This window comes from Desulfitobacterium sp., assembly GCF_035539115.1.
Lineage (GTDB): Bacteria > Bacillota > Desulfitobacteriia > Desulfitobacteriales > Desulfitobacteriaceae > Desulfitobacterium_A.
Genome location: NZ_DATLJA010000086.1, coordinates 88991 through 105786, shown reverse-complemented (window position 1 = coordinate 105786; position 16796 = coordinate 88991). Strand labels below are relative to the sequence as shown.

Genomic DNA, 16796 nt, shown 5'->3' with positions numbered 1-16796 from the left:
CTAAATACTTATTAGTACTGCTCTCAGTGCTCCTTAACATTCTCCAGCAAATGACGCCGCTGGTCCTGCCCAAGCAAAGCCTTAAAGTTTATTCCACAGCTTCTGTGCCAATTCCCGCGAACGAGCGCAAATCGCTTCTTCGTCAATTCCGATAAGCTCACGATTGAGCATCCGAACCTGACCGTTAATGATCGTTGTTTCTACTGAGCGTCCTGATGCTCCAAAGAGCAGGTGACCGCTCCAGTTTGATTCATTCATGGGCGTAAAGGGCAGATAGTCGACGATGATTACATCGGCCCAGGCCCCTGGTGTTAAAGCTCCAAATTGTCCACCAAAAAGCCGACCCGCGAACTTCGGATTTTGCTCATAAAGCATATGGGGAATTTCACTCCAAGCCACGCTGGGGTCTGCTGCCGTATGCTTTTGCAGGATATTCGCAACTTTAGCGCTTTCAAACATATCACAAGTATAGCCATCTGTACCCAAACCCATTTCGACACCACGCTCGAGCATTTTCAAGACAGGTGCGGCACCGACTGCATTCCCCATATTGGATTCTGGATTATGCACGACTTGAGTCTGGGTTGCTTTGAGAATCTCGATCTCCTCATCATTAACGTGCACACAATGTGCGGCGATGGTCTTCGGACCCAGAATGCCAAATTTATTTAAGCGTTCAACCACCCTTAGACCTGATTTTGCTAAGCTATCCTCGACGTCTTCTTTTCCCTCAGCCACGTGAACATGGTAGCCGGCCTTGAGCGGGGCATTGGCTTCTTGGCAGCGTTCTAAAGTCTGATCGGAGAGTGTCATGGAGGCATGAAGTCCGAATAGTCCTGCAACCATGGGGTTGGGATTGGCCTGACAATCGGCAATGAAGTCGGCATTTTCCTTAATCCCCTTGAGCGCAATTTTTTCACCGTCACGGTCAGACACTTCATAACAAAATGCTGAACGCATCCCAACTTCTTGAGCGGCTTTGGCCATGGTTGTTAAGCTCCTCGTCACAGCCATAGGGCTGGCGTGATGATCGATTATCGTCGTTGTTCCTGATTTAATGCACTCAATTAAGGGAACAAGAGCACTATAATAGACATCCTCAAGGGTTAACCGTTTATCTAACTTCCACCAAAGGCCCTCTAAAATATCGACGAAACTCTTCGGCGGCTTACTTTTGGCATCCATACCCCGAGCAAACGTACTATAAAGATGCATGTGGGAGTTAATCAATCCCGGCATAATCACTTTGCCATGGGCATCGATATACTGAGCCTCAGGGAAACGTTTTTTGAGGTCAGCGTTAAGACCAGCCTCTTGAATTTTTGTGTCCTGAATGAGAACTGCACCATTGGGAATAACTCGATTCGTTTGTCCCAGTGTAAGCACAGTACCATTTCCGATTAAAATCATAACGTCATCCCCTCACCTTTTTCATCCGTGTAAAAGCCTAATCATTACTCTTTCCAATGCGCTAAAAGGCGGGAAAGCGAAGCTCTCCCACCTCTCTATATTTTAACCATTCATCCCGGCATTTGCAGCTAGATCTTTTTGTACATCTGTCTCCGCATGGCCACCATTAAAGAACGCATTAAGAATAATGGCTGTCAACGATCCGAGGGTAATCCCACTATGAACGATCGTTTGACTCCAGGCTGGAAACATTTTAAAGAAATCAGGCGCAACGATTGGAATAAGACCGATACCGATACTGATCGCAACAATGAAAAGGTTATGAGGTTTTTTGTCAAAATCGACCTTGGACAAGGTTTTGATCCCATTAGCCGCAACAATTCCGAACATCGCAATGCCAGCACCACCAAGTACAGCATTCGGCAGAGAAGCAATGACAGTTGCTACTTTGGGGAAAAGTCCCATGGCCACTAAGATCAGACCTGAAGTGGCCACCACAAACCGGCTTTTTATACCCGTTAGACCGACAAGACCCACGTTTTGGGCAAAAGCAGTATAGGGGAAGGCATTAAAGGCACCACCCAGCATGGTCGCAAAACCATCCGCCCGAAGCCCTCGTGTTAGATCCTCTTCGCCGACGTGCTTTCCTACCATTTCACCAATCGCTAAGAAATCGCCCGTCGATTCGACCATAACAACCAACATGACCAGAATCATGGAAAGGATGGCCCCAAAATCAAAGGTTGGGATTCCATAGAAAAAAGGCGTATCAATACCTATCCAAGCTGCAGTTCCAACGCCAGAGAAATTGACTAATCCGAGAGGCATGGCCACAACCATCCCTATCACGAGTCCAAGCAAAACTGCAATATTAGCCATAAATCCTGTAAAGTATTTATTGATGAGAAGAATGGAAACCAGAACAATTGCCGCCACCCCTAAAAATGTCATAGATCCGTATTGAGGGTTGCCTACTCCTCCAGCCGCCCAGTTCACACCAACAGGGAGAAGCGAAACGCCGATAACTGTGATGACACTTCCCGTAACAACGGGCGGGAAAAAGCGAATAAGTTTGCTGAAAAACGGGGCAATCAAAAACGTGAATAAACCCGCGATGATCACAGACCCAAAAATAAGAGTCATGCCCCCTGATTTTGCCATCATCACCATCGGTGTCACTGCAGCGAAGGTCACCCCTTGAATAACAGGAAGTCGAATTCCCAATTTCCAGATTCCCAGAGTTTGGATCAACGTCGCGATACCACACGTAAATAAGTCCGCATTGATAAGAAACGCCGTTTGTTCTTTGGTGAGACCCGCTGCTGCAGCAATAATCAAAGGAACCGCTACAGCTCCGGCATACATAGCTAGAACATGCTGTAACCCGTAAAGAAATAATTTCCCGGCAGGCAGGATTTCATCGACAGGATGTGTACTATTAGCCATTATATTCCCTCCATTTCGATCAATCGATACTTCTGTGCGGGAGCCATTCGATGATGAAGGTCACCTCCTCATTTCCTTTTTTCTCTGATGCAAGCTCCCGCAACCTACTCAAAGCCTAGGGTCCTAAGAATAGTTCTCAGAATATATAATGCAATTTTCATGCCACATCTTTCACGAACAACTTCGTGATAACAAGTACATTTTAAACATTATCTATTCCATTTCTTTATCATATCGATAAATATTCGTTGTCCATCTCCCTTGATTTAATGAAAAACTCCTGTAAGGAATGCCTCGAACACAATCCCTGCAGGAGTTTTTATCCCTCTCATTTTGATAATCATTTTTCATTATGAGACATGTTTTCTTTACCAAGGCCATAGCGCGCAAGTTTCCGATAAAGTGTCGCTAGGCCAATTCCTAGTGCCGCAGCCGCTTTTTCTTTACCCGTAACACTCGTTCCAAATTGCTGGAGACAACGGCGGATCGTTTCCCGTTCAATTGTTTCAAGATCGAAGGATTCCTCCTGTTGTCCCTGCTCCGCCTGTCGTAGACGAGCCGGCAAATCCTGTTCGTCTAGAATCGCTTGATCGGCTAGATTCATCGCATATTCAAGCACATTTTGAAGTTCTCGTACATTTCCTGGCCACGCATAGTCCTGTAGTCTTCGTTGAAATCCCTTGGTCACCCTTTTAACCGCTTTTCCGAGTTGAGCATTATAGACCTCAATAAAATGGTTGGTCAATATTTCGAGATCCTCTTTCCGATTACGAAGGGCCTCAATGAACATCGGGATCACGTTAATCCGGTAATAGAGATCCTCCCGAAATTCTCCTTGGGCCATCATCTGCTCCAAATCCCGGTGAGTTGCCGCAATTACCCGCACGTCTACAGGCGTTGTTTGAATTCCGCCAACCCGTTCGATTTGTCGTTCCTGGAGAACACGGAGAATTTTAGCCTGAAGGAAAAGAGGCATATCCCCAATCTCATCCAGGAAGAGAGTTCCCTTATTAGCTAACTCAAATTTACCAATTTTACCTTCCTTCCGCGCACCGGTAAAGGCTCCCTCCTCATAACCGAAGAGTTCACTTTCTAACAACGCTTCTGGAATAGCTGTACAATTGATCGCCACAAAAGGTTCAGACCGACGCGGGCTTAAATTATGAATCGCGCGAGCCAACATCTCTTTCCCGGTACCACTCTCCCCACGAATAAGAACTGTTGATTTACTCATTGCCACAGTCCTCGCCCGTTCTCGAAGCTGCGTCATCGCTTGGCTCTTACCCAAAATATCTTCGACCGTATAGCTCGCCTCCTGGGTCGAGAGCCGATTAACAATCCGGCTTATTTCTTCAAAGGGACGAAGCGTAATGGCGATTGTCGTTACCCCGTCATCGAGGGCAATCGGAACAGCTCGTAAAATCAGGTGTACCCGCATCTGTTTATTTTCAAGGCGCACCTCATGATCAGTCAGTTTCTCACCCTTCTGACCGGCAGCCATGATTTCTTGGACGATAGGCGCTGGAAAAAGCGAATCGAGGGTCGCTTGGGGTTCGACTTTTGTACCTGCAAATAGGAGTTGGGCTGCCTGATTAATATGTTGAATCTGTCCCTCAGGATTAACGGTAATTAACCCCTCCTCCAAACAATCAACAAGGGAATTCAGGTAATGATTAGAAGAGAGTAGACCATTTAGGAATTCTTGCTCCTTCAGCTTAAGCGCAATCGTTTCCGCCATTTTAATGATAAAATTCAAATAAGACGCTTGGTTTTTCTGAATGCGATCAGCTTGCTCCTGGGTAAAACCGATGAGGCCAATCACCCCGACCGTCTGGCCTTCAATGTTGATAGGAGAAACAATCTCATATTTTTCCGGACAATTTTCTCGATCAACACAAGGTGCACAAAGGGGATGATAGCCAGGATTTTCAATCACGAACTGATGCCCCGTACACAATACTTCACGATAGACATAGCCTTGCCTATCCATAGACTTGCCGACACCTTGGCGATACTTACCTGTTCCGGCTACCCGGACCAAGCTCTGATCGGCAATCTCAATGTCAATATTAACCACGGTGGCAATGGCCTCGGCTATTTGTTGGGCATAGCCTTGAACGGCTATAAGTTCGACCATTTTTACTGCTCCTTTGAGCCCTCAGCTCCAAGTCTAACCCGGTGAAACGGATATAATTACCGAGATATTCGTTAACATTAAGCATTATCCTTTATTTTTCCACTCTGTATCATTTAGAATCGCAGATAACAGTAAACCCCCGCAATAGCGGAGGTTCATCAATCTAATTTATTAGCTGCGTATTACTCACCTAAGAACACCTAGTCCAAGCAGCACTAAGAAAGATCTTTCCTAAGATGGTATTTTAGCAATTTACCTGAAGAATTTCTCGGCAAAATGGACAATACCCTCATCAATTTGGGGATCTTGTAGTCGGCAAGTCTGCCCTGACAAAATTCACGGATATTAGCCAACGTCAAATCTTCTCCTTCATTGAGCGTTAGCACTGCACATACACTTTCACCCCAATCGGGATGTGGCACCCCAATTACAGCAGCATCGGTAATTCGGGGATGGGTCATAAGTAAGTCTTCAACTTCTTTAGGATATACATTGACCCCACCGGAGATTATCATGTCTTTCTTCCGGTCTAAAATCCACAGATAACCATCTTCATCCCTAATCGCTAAGTCGCCCGTCAAAAGCCACCCATCACGTAATACCCCTTTCGTTTCCTCTGGTTTTTTATAATACCCAAGCATCATACTCGGTGTCTTTAAGGAGATTTCGCCAGCCTCTCCGACATCAGCATTAGTTCCGTCCTGCCGGAGAACTTTTACTTCTGCATTTATGGACCCCCTTCCCCCAATACTACCCGCTTTATCGGCGTGTTCATCATTACGCAGGGCCAATCCATTAGGTCCGGCTTCCGTCAGGCCGTAAACCGACATAAATCTTCCAGGCAATACTTTTTGCCAAGCCAAAATCGGTTCCTCACCCGTCGGCGCTCCACCATAAATCCAATATTTCATACTACTGAGATCGCAATTCTCAATATTGGGTATTCGTAGCAAAAATTGATACGCGACTGGGGCTCCAAAAAAATGAGTTGTACGTTCTTCGACAACCATCTGCGCAAGCGTTTGGGGAGAAAACTCTCCGAGTGTAACCTGGGCTCCAGCCCAGCAAGCACCGACCAGAAAAAGATTAAGGGGTGCAGAATGGGTTAAGGGCATGAGCAATAAAACATTATCTTGATGGTAGATCTGAGATTCATAAGCCATCATTTGGCCTGTTGAAATGATGGCATAATGGGATAGCATTACCCCTTTAGGCTGCCCCGTGGTGCCGGATGTATACAGAATTTCTGCCAAATCCAGGCTATCGGCATAACCGGATTCAACATAGCTAATCCTGCCTGTGTCTCGACTTGAAAACTCTGATCCGGATAAAAGAATCTTAACCCCTGTCTGCTTAATTACAGCTTCCGCAGTCTCCCTTTTTTCTTCCGTAAAAAGCAGGGCTGTAGCTTCACTATTTTGCAAAATATAGTTAATTTCTGGTACAGTCAGCTTTATGTTCACGGGTACCACAACTGCTCCCATATAAGCTATCGCAAAAAAAGCATAAATAAATTCAGGACAATTGTGAAATAGAATGGCAACGCGATCTCCTTTGCCTACACCTTTGGCGTTGAGGGTGGCCGCTAAGTCCAAAGCACCATTTCGTAATTCTAACCAAGTTAACGTTTGTTTTTTTGCAGGATAACGTACTGCTATTGACTTAGGAAAATTCCGTGTGTTTCGCTCCAGAATACTCCAGAGATTATCCATAAATCTCCCTCGCTCTCATAAAATTTCCTCCACACGCTAAGGATTAGAACAGTCTACGCTATTCATTCTTGCCTGAATTGACGCCGTGGTTAATGCTACTCATAAATCTTCTCTTCATCAAGATGAGCATTTATAGCGTCCTCCTCCCAATCACGCTGTTTTACTGGGCTTTCAGCAGACAATTGTTTATAGTACTCATGTTGGATAATCATGTTCATGATCTCATTGGTCCCGGTCCAAATCATGATCAAACGAGTATCCCGCAGCATCCGTTCGATTGGATATATATTGGTATAGCCGATCCCACCCATAATCTGCATCGCTGCATTAACCACTTCCCATGCTGTTTCGGTAGCACACTTCTTGGCTTCAGAAACTAAACGACGGGCTCGTCCTGGCTCAACTCCGGCATCAACTGCCCTGGCCGCGATATAAACCAGAGCTCTGGCCGCATCAAGCTGGGTGATACTATCCGCAACTTTAAAGTTAACACCCTGGAAATCTTTGATCTTCTGCCCGAAAGCTTTGCGTTTGGTACTATAACGAGCAGCGATTTCCAGTGCCGCTCTGGCTGTTCCTAGAGCCCCGGCTGCACTAGTCATCCTTTCGGGAATCATCATTTGATAAAAAATTGCGGAAGCCCCATGTTCAACCCCAAGTAAGTTTTCAACAGGAACTTTTACGTCGCGGAAAACTACCCGGCCTGCACCTCCACCCCGAGTTCCCATCAGCCCATAGACATGCCCTACTTCTACTCCGGGGCCCCTCTCTACTAAAAGGGCACTAATACTTTTGTGTGGAGATGCATCCTCACATGTTTTGGCATAGACCATAAAATAGTCCGCGCCCTCTGCCCCCACTACGAAGCGTTTTTGACCATTCAGGATATAATAGTCGCCTTTGCGGACTGCCACGGTAGTGGCCCCGAAAAAATCAGATCCCCCTCTTGGCTCGGTCAAAGCTTCGGCTGTACAGATTTTGCCTTCCAACGTGGGTTGCAAAAATCTTTTTTTCAAATCTTCACTACCGAACTTGTTTATCGCTTCACCAACAATAGAAGGCAGGGAGAAAAGACAGCCCAGACTTGTACCTAGGGTACCAATCTCTTCTAAAGCAATCACTTCATCTGCCCAACCCAAACCCCTTCCTCCTAAGGTTTTGGGGAAACGAAGTCCCAATAAATTAGCCTTAGCCAGGGAGTTAATATATTCCTTCGGGTAAATAACTTTCTCAGCATCCATATCCAAGATCAATTGTTTTGGAACCTGCGTGCATACAAAGTCCGCAACTTCCTTGGCTAGTTCCTTCTGTTCCTCATTAAGCATAAACTCAAACATTTTCTTCCTCCTCGTTAAAACAGAACAGCTCATCTTTCAGTAAGTTGATTAAGTCTTTCCGAAAACTTGCGATGATACTCCGCGATTTCATCTCGCATGATTTGCAATTCCGTCATCATCTCATCGATTTCCCGCAGCCGCCTTTCACCATACTCCACAGTTCGCTTCAATTGTTCTTTTTCGGTAGCGTCCGCGTCGTATAAGTCAATCATTTCCTTAATCTCCGCGAGTGAAAATCCAAAACGCTTTCCCCTTAAGATTAGTTTTATTCGGGCTCGCTCCCGTAGACCATAGAGACGTTGTCCAATATCCTCATGATGCTGCGGTTCTACCAATCCCACCTCCTCATAGTACCGAATTGTCCGGGGTGTAATGCTTAGTTCATCCGCTAGTTCAGAAATCGTAAATACCGGACCAGTTAGCTTTGGCATCTCAAATACCACCTTTAAAGTATTTATATGAATTTTATGAATATTATAACGTCAGTTTACGTTAAAGTAAATAGGGTATTAGGATAAAGAAAACTTGGCTTGCGCCAAGCCTCTGGCGTAGGCGGAAGCCTTAGTTGCACTTATGCTATCTGCCCAAAACTTATACTTTCTGTTAGTATAACAAAAAAACCCGCCTAAGCGGGTTCAACTTTCCCAATCATCGCATTTTTCAACATCGCCTCGGTTGTTAACGATATGGGCGACTAAAAGAGATAGGAATACTCTTTAACTACCGTCTGAATTATCTCCAAAGCTTCTTCTGGCAGGGAGCTCTTCCCCTCCTGCTCAGATCGGATTATCTCGACCTTGCCATCCAGCCGAACCTTAAACTTGGGATTAGCTCCCGGTTCAATGCAAACGAATCCTGGATTTTGGCTATTCTCAAAATCTTCCTCACTCCAGAATAGGGTAAATTTATCTTGATAGGGTGCTCCTGCGTACGGGCAGAAGATAGCGCAGTTTCCACATTCATTACACATCCCGTCGACATGCAGAATCTGATTCGTGGCTAGAGCAATATTGGCTCGGTTCGGACAAACCTCCGTACAAATATTGCAAACGGTATTACATTCGAGACAACGCTCAGCTTCTCCCAGATCTGCCGAAGCTTCCTTCAAGACACCTTTCTTTTCCGAGATCTGCAGTAAGCGTTTTTCGGAATCAAAGGGTATCGTTGCTGACCCATTTTCCTTCCAAGAAAGTCCTTCCTGAGCGACAATCGCGCGGGCAGCCTGCGTACCCTGAGCGATCCCCATCACGACCGTTGCCGGACCATAGAGCGCATCGCCGCCCAAATAAACGTTCTTGACATTTGTCTCCAGCGTCTCGGGATCACAAGCAATATGACCTTTCTCATCAACCTTAATGCCGTTTTTACGGAGGACCTCATAATCAACAAGTTCACCAATTGCCGTGATCACCGTGTCGACTGCTAATTCTTCTTTCGCTCCAGCTATGGCTACCGGGCGCCGGCGTCCCGATTCATCCGGTTGGCCGAGCTCCATCTTCTGGCTGATCAATTTACCACCACTCAAACTCAAGGGGGCTAAGCATTCTTTAAAAACCACGCCCTCCTCCAACGCTAAATCGAGTTCTTCGCGATCAGCAGGCATTTCCGCCTTCGTTCGCCGATAGAGAATATAAACCTGTTCTACTCCGTTCACCCGTAGAGCCGCTCGGGCTGCATCCATAGCAGTATTACCACCGCCGATGACTGCAACGCTCTTGCCCGGTTTGAGAGGCTTTTGTGACGTATTAAACTGTTCCAAAAAGGGAATTGCGCCGATCACTTTATCTTTATCGCCTTCCAGTTGAAACAAATTTGTCTTGGCAGCACCAAGGGCCAGATAAATATACGTGTACCCTTGCGCTTGTAAGCCCTGAAGCGAGAAATGAGGGTTGACTCCAAATTCAAATTTGACTCCCATTTTTTCAATCAGCTTAACATCCTTAGCAATCGCTTCTCGTGAAATTCTGAAGTCCGGGATGACGTATTCGACCGTTCCTCCGGCGCGTTCCCGCCGATCCATGATCGTGACCTCAAGCCCTGCCTGAGCCAGGAAATAGCCAGCGGCAAGACCCGAAGGTCCGGCCCCAATCACAGCCACCTTAGCTTTTGTTTTCACAGGCTGAGCTTTTACTCTTTCTTGTACATAGGAGTCATACCCTTTATTCGCTGCGATCAGCTTCATCTCCCGAATTTGAATCGGCTCCTCATAATCGAGACGGGTACATTTGGTCATACAGTTATGATTACAGATCGTCCCGGTGATAAAGGGCAGTGGATTTCTCGCGACGATAACTTCAAAAGCATCCTGGTAACGCCCTTCACCAACTAACCGAATATATTCAGGGATGTCCTGACCAATCGGGCAACCCACTGAACAGGGATCGATAAAACAATCTGTCAACGGAAGTTGCTTCCTGATTTTGCGGCTGGCCACCGGTCTTTTTTCTTTCAAGTGATATTCATCAGCAAAGGCACTATCGGCTAAGGCCTTTAACTTAACCAGGTCGATCGAGGAAGATTCCTGACCATCGAGTTGAGGTTCTAGCTGCTCAGCCATTTGTTTAAACCGTGTATAGCCACCCGATTTCAAAAGAGTCGTGGCGACGGTAATGGGACGAATCCCTGTGTCGAAAATCCGTTCAACATTAAACGCATCTGCCCCGCCGGAGTAGGAAATTTTTAAGTCACCGTCAAATTCAGAAGCCAGTCTGAGGGCCAAGTTGATCGTTAAGGGATAAAGAGACCGTCCCGACATATACATTTCCTCACCAGGCAGTTCTCCTCGACTGATCCGAACAGGTAAGGTGTTGGAAAGTTTAACCCCAAATTCCCGGTTATACTCCTTGGCATAGCTTTTTAACCGAGTGAGCATGGCTACCCCATCCGCATATTGGAGATCATGACTAAACGACTCTTCTTTTAAATCGATATAGGAGTACCCCATTTGATCGAAGGTGTCCCTGACATAACGATAGCCTAAGAGAGTCGGATTCATTTTAACAAACGTATTAAGCTTTTTCTCAGCGATCAGATATTTCGAAATCGCTTCAATCTCAGCAGGGGGACAGCCATGCATCGTTGAAAGCGTGATCGACGTACAAATCTGAGCGGAAATTTCTTCAATAAATTCACGATCAACATGTTTAAATTGATCGAGATGGGCAAGCAGATAGGATTTACATTCCTTGAAAACATCAGTATTAGAGGCGTCTTTCATCCCCTCAATGTAATGATCGACTTTTGGAGATTTAATTCCTTCGAGGTTATACCCCACGCTCATATTAAACATAAAGCGACGCTCATTCTGATCAAATAGTTCTTTTTGCAGAAGGTGCACTAAAAACCAAGCTTTAACGTACTCCGCAAAAGCGTTTTCAATCGTCAGTTCAGTCGACCATTCCGTGTTATAGCACTCATCTTCGGCACGGATACAGGGTTTCGGAAATTCAAGAGCATCCAGGATCTGCACGGTTTTCAGTTCAAAAAAGCGACTCCCGCTTAGATAAGAAGCAACAATATTCTGAGCCAGTTGGGTATGCGGGCCAGCAGCCGGTCCAATCGGAGTTTCGAGCGCTTCACCGAATAATTTGATCTGGCGATTAGACTTAGGCTTGTAGATTTTCGGTTGAGAGATCCCAAAGATCGTGTTATGAGTCTTTCGTTCATCAATTGCCCAAGTCACGAGTTGGCTAAAAGGAATGGGTCGCATTTTATCACTCATTTTTATCCGCTCTCCTCTTTAGTTGAGAAACCGAAGCGTTCACGCTTCCTATTTCTGATTTTAGCTTACTCCTCGTGGTGATGTCCACAGGCGCAGTGATGTTCTTGCCCTAATGATCGTTCAGCAGCCGAGAAGATTTTCTGATAGCCCGTACAACGGCAAATATGCCCAGAAAGCTCTCGTTTTAATTCATCAGGGGTGTAATCTTTGCCGCTCTCGGCCAGAGCCGTCGTCGTAAGCACCAAACCTGGCGTACAAAAGCCGCATTGAATCGCGCCCTCCTCTACAAAAGCTTGCTGCACCGCAGTCAGCTCACCATTTTTAGCAATACCTTCAATGGTGCGGATTGTTTTGCCCTCCGCCCATACGGCCAAATAAAGGCAAGAATCAGTCGGAGTCTCATCGATGAGCACCGTACAAGCGCCACATTCCCCAACCCCGCATCCTTTTTTGACACCGGTGAGTCCCTTCTCCCTTAACACTTCAAGCAGGGATTTACGGACATCAACCTCCCAAATGACCTCTTGACCATTGAGTTTGAAGGAAATTCTTTTATACGTGGTAAACACCCCCTGCTCTATGAAGGGCAACTTTGAGCGCCCGTTGCGTCAGTTCCTCCACCAAATGTTCACGATACTCCTTCGAAGCACGCCAAGAAGTGCGTGCATGGGTTGACGTAAGCGCACGCCGAGCTATCTCCGCAAAGACTTCAGCCGTCATCATCTTTCCTTGGGCATAGGCTTCTGCTTCCGTACAGCGTAAAGGGGTCGGCCCAGCCACACCGAGTCCGATGCGCACTTCATCGAACCTCCCGTCTTTCACTTTACAAGCTACCGAGACTCCCAAGGTTGCGATATCCATCGCTTTCCGCATGGCGAATTTGAGGTAATAACCGCTAAACCCTCGATAATCTTCTGGAGCAATGTGAATTTCAGTCAGGATTTCGCCCTTCTTCAGATCGACTTTGCCGGGACCTAGATAAAATTCTCGAATGGGAATCACCCGCTTTCCCTCGGCACTTTGCAAGTGAAGTCGGGCATTGAGCACAAACAGAGTTGAGGCGCTATCTGCTGAAGTCGCTCCATTGCAAACATTACCGCCAAGCGTGGCCATATTGCGAATCTGTGGTCCACCCATGGAGATAGCGGCGTCAACAAGAGCAGGGACACTTTCCTGGAGAATCGGCTCGTTGGCAATTTGCGTAAACGTGACGAGAGCTCCGAGAACGAGGGTTCCGTCCTCGCGCTTTTCGATCTTTTTGAGCTCCGTAAGCTTGCGAATACTGAGGAGCTCCTGTTCGACAACAGGCTGATGCTGCATCTTGACCAAAATATCCGTACCACCAGCGATCAGTTTCCGTTGGGGACTTTCAGCCAGCATCGTAACTGCCTCAGCAAGAGTTTTCGCTTCGTTATAACCACCGATATTATACAATCCACGTCACCGCCTTTCATTATGAAAGCAATCCGCATTCCCGAAATTTCTCGAATACCCGTTGCGGATTTAAGGGTAAGCGGTTAAAGGCAACTCCGGTTGCCGCGAGCACGGCATTACGAATGGCTGGTGCCGGAGTAATCACTGGGGGTTCACCGAGGGATTTTGCCCCAAAAGGTCCGGTTGGATCCTCAGTTTCCACAAAACCGACCCCGATCTTTGGTGTATCCAGAATCGTCGGGAGTTTATAATCGAGGAGATTATTATTTAAAATTTTTCCCGTCTTTTGATCAAAAAGAAGTTGTTCCGAAAGGGCGTACCCTATGCCCATGCTCACCCCGCCCTCTACTTGTCCTTCGGCAAGCAAAGGATTGATGATCTTCCCTGAATCATGAACATTATAGATTTCCAGAACGTTGATTTGTCCCGTTTTAATATCGACTTCAACCTCGGCAAAGGTCACCCCATAGGACATGGCATTGACCCGGGCATTATTTGAAGTATCACTCGTAATCGGCTTGGCAAAGTTAGGATCATAATAGGTTTGCAGCGCAACCTCTCGCAAAGGCAGCACAACTTCGCCGGAATCTTTGTAGACCACATTTTGGTCGATTAATTCAAGCGCTTGTACTGGGATATCGGTCATCCCCCAGACAAAGTCCAGCAATTTAGCTTTGACTTCCTCCGCCGCTTTTTGCACCGCCATACCGGTGACATACGTCTGGCGTGAGGCAAAGGATCCTGGGTCAAAGGGAGAGATATCAGTATCTTGGGTCGTCAGCACATGAACCTCACGGACCGGAATTGAGAGAACTTCAGCAACCATTTGCGCAAAAACGGTATCACTGCCTTGCCCAATTTCTGTCGCTCCAATCTGGAGTTGAACAGAGCCATCTTGATTGAGAATAAGACGAGCACCGGCCAGTTCAACATTAACCGGGTAGGTTCCAGATTGATAACTAAAGCAAGCTAACCCCAAGCCCCGACGTTTATCTCCAGTTTGATTCTGGTACCGCACTCTTTTCTCATCCCAGTGAATGAGCTCTTGGCCTTTTGTCAGGCACTCTCGAATCCCGCAGCTTAAGACCCGGTTTTTGCTGATCGGATCGGTCCAGCCGATGTTCACGAAGTTTTTCTGACGAATTTCCAGCGGGTCAATCTGCAATTTCCGAGCAATATCATCCAAATGGCTCTCAAAAGCGAAGAAGATCTGAGGCGTTCCATACCCGCGCATCGCTCCAGCCACAGGTAAGTTTGTATATACTGTAACCGGCTCGTATTTGATCGACTTAGGCGTATAGAGGAAACGAAATTTTCCGCCTCCGCTCGAAGCAATCGAATGTCCATGTGAGGCATACGCTCCGGTGTTAGAAATCGCCGATATATGAATGGCTTCAATTTTCCCCTCTTTGGAAATACCCGTCTTCAAATGATATTTAAAGGCATGGCGCGTTCGTGTATCCAGCATAGCTTCTTCACGTGAATATTCGATTTTTACAGGTCGGCCACCTACAGCAAGCGTCATAGCTGCATTCAAAGGTTCAATCGTTACATCTTGCTTATTCCCAAATCCACCACCGACATAGGGCTTAATCACCCGAATTCGGCCCCAAGGAATGCCTAAAGCTTGCCCGACAATCCGTCGCACAATATGGGGAATCTGGGTCGAGGTGACGATCACAAGGCGATCCTCTCCATCAACATAAGCAAAAGATGTTTGGTTTTCCAGATGGCAATGTTGGACAATGCTTGTTTCATAATCCCCTTCAAACACAAAATTGGAAGTGCTGAACGCTTCTTCTACATCCCCAATCTGGTATCCGAAGGTCGAGAGAATGTTGTGCGGTGTGTCTTCATGGATTAAAGGGGCTTCTTCGCGCATCGCTTCTTCGGGCGAAAATATCGGTTCCAGCACTTCATACTCAACGTCAATCAATTGAAGCGCTTGAGCGGCGATGAGTTCATCCTGGGCCACAACCGCAGCAACAGCATCGCCGACAAAACGCGCCTTATCGGTGAGCATTAAGCGATCCGCTTTGTCTTGATGGTTCGGGTCAAGACTGTAGGGATGTCCAGCCGTAGCAAAGGGAATGTGGGGTATATTCTGATAGGATAGGACTGCTTCAACTCCGGGTAAGGCTTTAGCTTTGCTCACATCGATATTTTTAATCAGGGCATGAGCATAAGGACTTCTGAGCACTTTGCCAATGAGCATGTTGTTCCCGGCTAAATCATCTGTATATTTCGCCTTACCCGTGACCTTCGCCACAGCATCAACTCGTGGAACACTTTTTCCCAGAACTGAATAAGCCATTTTCTCCCCTCCGTCGTAGAGCTTTTTAGGGCAAAATCTTCTAACCTCTATACTAGCAATTTCTATGCCAACCTTCTTCCAGCAAAGAACTTTTTCGCTTAATACGCCAGATTCGCCTTATACGATCTTTTACGGTGATCCAGAAAGAAAGAGAAGAGATAGCTAATTTATCAATTTGATAAATTAGCTATCTCTTCTCGCTTCTTTTAGGCAATTATAGTAACCTTTTTAAATTGAGAATATCATCTCAATTTAAGACAAGATCGGCTAGCTCAAAGAGTTAAACATTTGAGAAATACCTGGGAACAAAGAAATTCTGAAACTGAGCAATGGCATAGTTATCTGTAAGCCCCGAGATATAATCGACAACGGCACATGTCTTATCCCCGCCATCCAAAGCCAAATAATCATTGGGGAGCCGCTCAATATGTTCAAGATAGTAATGAAATAAGGCCTGAACGACATACTCTCCTTTCTGGCGTTCTTCCTTTAAGGCTTCACTATTATAAACTTGACTAAACATAAACTTGCGAAATTCTTGCATCGCGTCATGGACACGTTGGGATTGATGAATTCGGTCTTGCTCTTGGGAACTTTCGATCATATCGATGACCATGGTTGAAATCATCTGGCTCGGAGTACGACCCAAAACGAGACGAACACTCTCAGGAAGATCACTGGGCAGGAGTAATCCCGCACGCAAAGCATCATCATAGTCATGACAAAGATAAGCGATCCGATCACCCGTTTTGACAATTTGCCCTTCTAAGGTAAAGGGTATTCCTGCTCCAGTATGATGAAGTACCCCATCTAAAACTTCTTTAGTGAGATTGAGTCCCGCCCCATCACCCGTTAGACACGTCAAGATGCGGATGGATTGTTCGTTATGCTCAAAATACCCGATAATCTTGCGCAAAGCTTCTTCCCCAACGTGACCGAAAGGAGTATGCCCGACATCATGACCTAAAGCAATGGCCTCAATCAAATCTTCATTGAGTTTAAGCCCGCGGCCAATCGTCCGACAAATCTGAGACACTTCCAAACTATGGGTCATTCGCGTCCGATAATGATCCCCCGTCGGGGCGATATAAACCTGGGTTTTATGTTTAAGTCGACGAAAGGGCTTACTATGCAAAATCCGGTCACGGTCCCGCTGAAATTTAGTCCGAATCGTGCATTCGACTTCTTCACGTTCACGTGTTGCCTCAGCACTCTTGGCCGCATAAAGAGAAAGTCGTTCCCGTTCTTCGCGTTCCGTTCGCTCACGAATATTTTTTAACAAGCC

The 16796-nt window shown here is 46.3% G+C and carries 11 protein-coding genes; all 11 read right to left on the bottom strand.

From position 1 onward, the window contains the following. Nucleotides 1–81: 81 nt before the first annotated feature. The 11 genes from ssnA to VM640_RS14060 all read right to left on the bottom strand — a co-directional run bounded on the left by ssnA (nt 82) and on the right by VM640_RS14060 (nt 16793). Nucleotides 82–1410 carry a putative aminohydrolase SsnA gene (gene ssnA, locus VM640_RS14110; protein ID WP_325393295.1) on the bottom strand — a complete coding sequence of 443 codons (1329 nt, stop codon included), beginning with the start codon at nt 1408–1410 and terminating at the stop codon, nt 82–84. A gap of 102 nt (nt 1411–1512) precedes the next feature. Then, a complete protein-coding gene (locus tag VM640_RS14105; RefSeq protein WP_325393293.1) occupies nt 1513–2856 on the bottom strand; it encodes a nucleobase:cation symporter-2 family protein in 1344 nt (447 codons plus the stop codon). A gap of 340 nt (nt 2857–3196) precedes the next feature. Continuing rightward, nucleotides 3197–4993 (bottom strand): sigma-54 interaction domain-containing protein, encoded by a 1797-nt coding sequence (locus VM640_RS14100; RefSeq protein WP_325393291.1) that lies wholly within the window; start codon nt 4991–4993, stop codon nt 3197–3199. A gap of 215 nt (nt 4994–5208) precedes the next feature. Next, a complete protein-coding gene (locus VM640_RS14095; RefSeq protein WP_325393289.1) occupies nt 5209–6705 on the bottom strand; it encodes a class I adenylate-forming enzyme family protein in 1497 nt (498 codons plus the stop codon). A gap of 95 nt (nt 6706–6800) precedes the next feature. Beyond that, the gene (locus VM640_RS14090) at nt 6801–8042 is read right to left on the bottom strand and encodes an acyl-CoA dehydrogenase family protein (RefSeq protein WP_325393287.1); all 1242 of its coding nucleotides are present in this window, start codon (nt 8040–8042) and stop codon (nt 6801–6803) included. Between the two features lie 29 nt (nt 8043–8071). Then, nucleotides 8072–8473, bottom strand: coding sequence for a MerR family transcriptional regulator (locus tag VM640_RS14085; RefSeq protein ID WP_325393286.1), 402 nt, complete (start codon nt 8471–8473; stop codon nt 8072–8074). A 263-nt stretch (nt 8474–8736) separates the two neighbouring features. After that, the gene (gene ygfK, locus VM640_RS14080; protein ID WP_325393284.1) at nt 8737–11763 is read right to left on the bottom strand and encodes a putative selenate reductase subunit YgfK; all 3027 of its coding nucleotides are present in this window, start codon (nt 11761–11763) and stop codon (nt 8737–8739) included. 65 nt (nt 11764–11828) lie between these two features. After that, nucleotides 11829–12332 carry a xanthine dehydrogenase subunit XdhC gene (gene xdhC, locus VM640_RS14075; protein WP_325393282.1) on the bottom strand — a complete coding sequence of 168 codons (504 nt, stop codon included), beginning with the start codon at nt 12330–12332 and terminating at the stop codon, nt 11829–11831. Next, nucleotides 12316–13197, bottom strand: coding sequence for a xanthine dehydrogenase FAD-binding subunit XdhB (gene xdhB, locus VM640_RS14070; protein ID WP_325393280.1), 882 nt, complete (start codon nt 13195–13197; stop codon nt 12316–12318). Before xdhB ends, xdhC begins: the two co-directional genes overlap by 17 nt. Nucleotides 13198–13216: 19 nt before the next feature. Then, nucleotides 13217–15511 (bottom strand): xanthine dehydrogenase molybdenum-binding subunit XdhA, encoded by a 2295-nt coding sequence (gene xdhA / locus VM640_RS14065; RefSeq protein ID WP_325393278.1) that lies wholly within the window; start codon nt 15509–15511, stop codon nt 13217–13219. A gap of 280 nt (nt 15512–15791) precedes the next feature. Further along, the gene (locus VM640_RS14060; protein WP_325393276.1) at nt 15792–16793 is read right to left on the bottom strand and encodes a deoxyguanosinetriphosphate triphosphohydrolase; all 1002 of its coding nucleotides are present in this window, start codon (nt 16791–16793) and stop codon (nt 15792–15794) included. Nucleotides 16794–16796 lie beyond the last annotated feature (3 nt).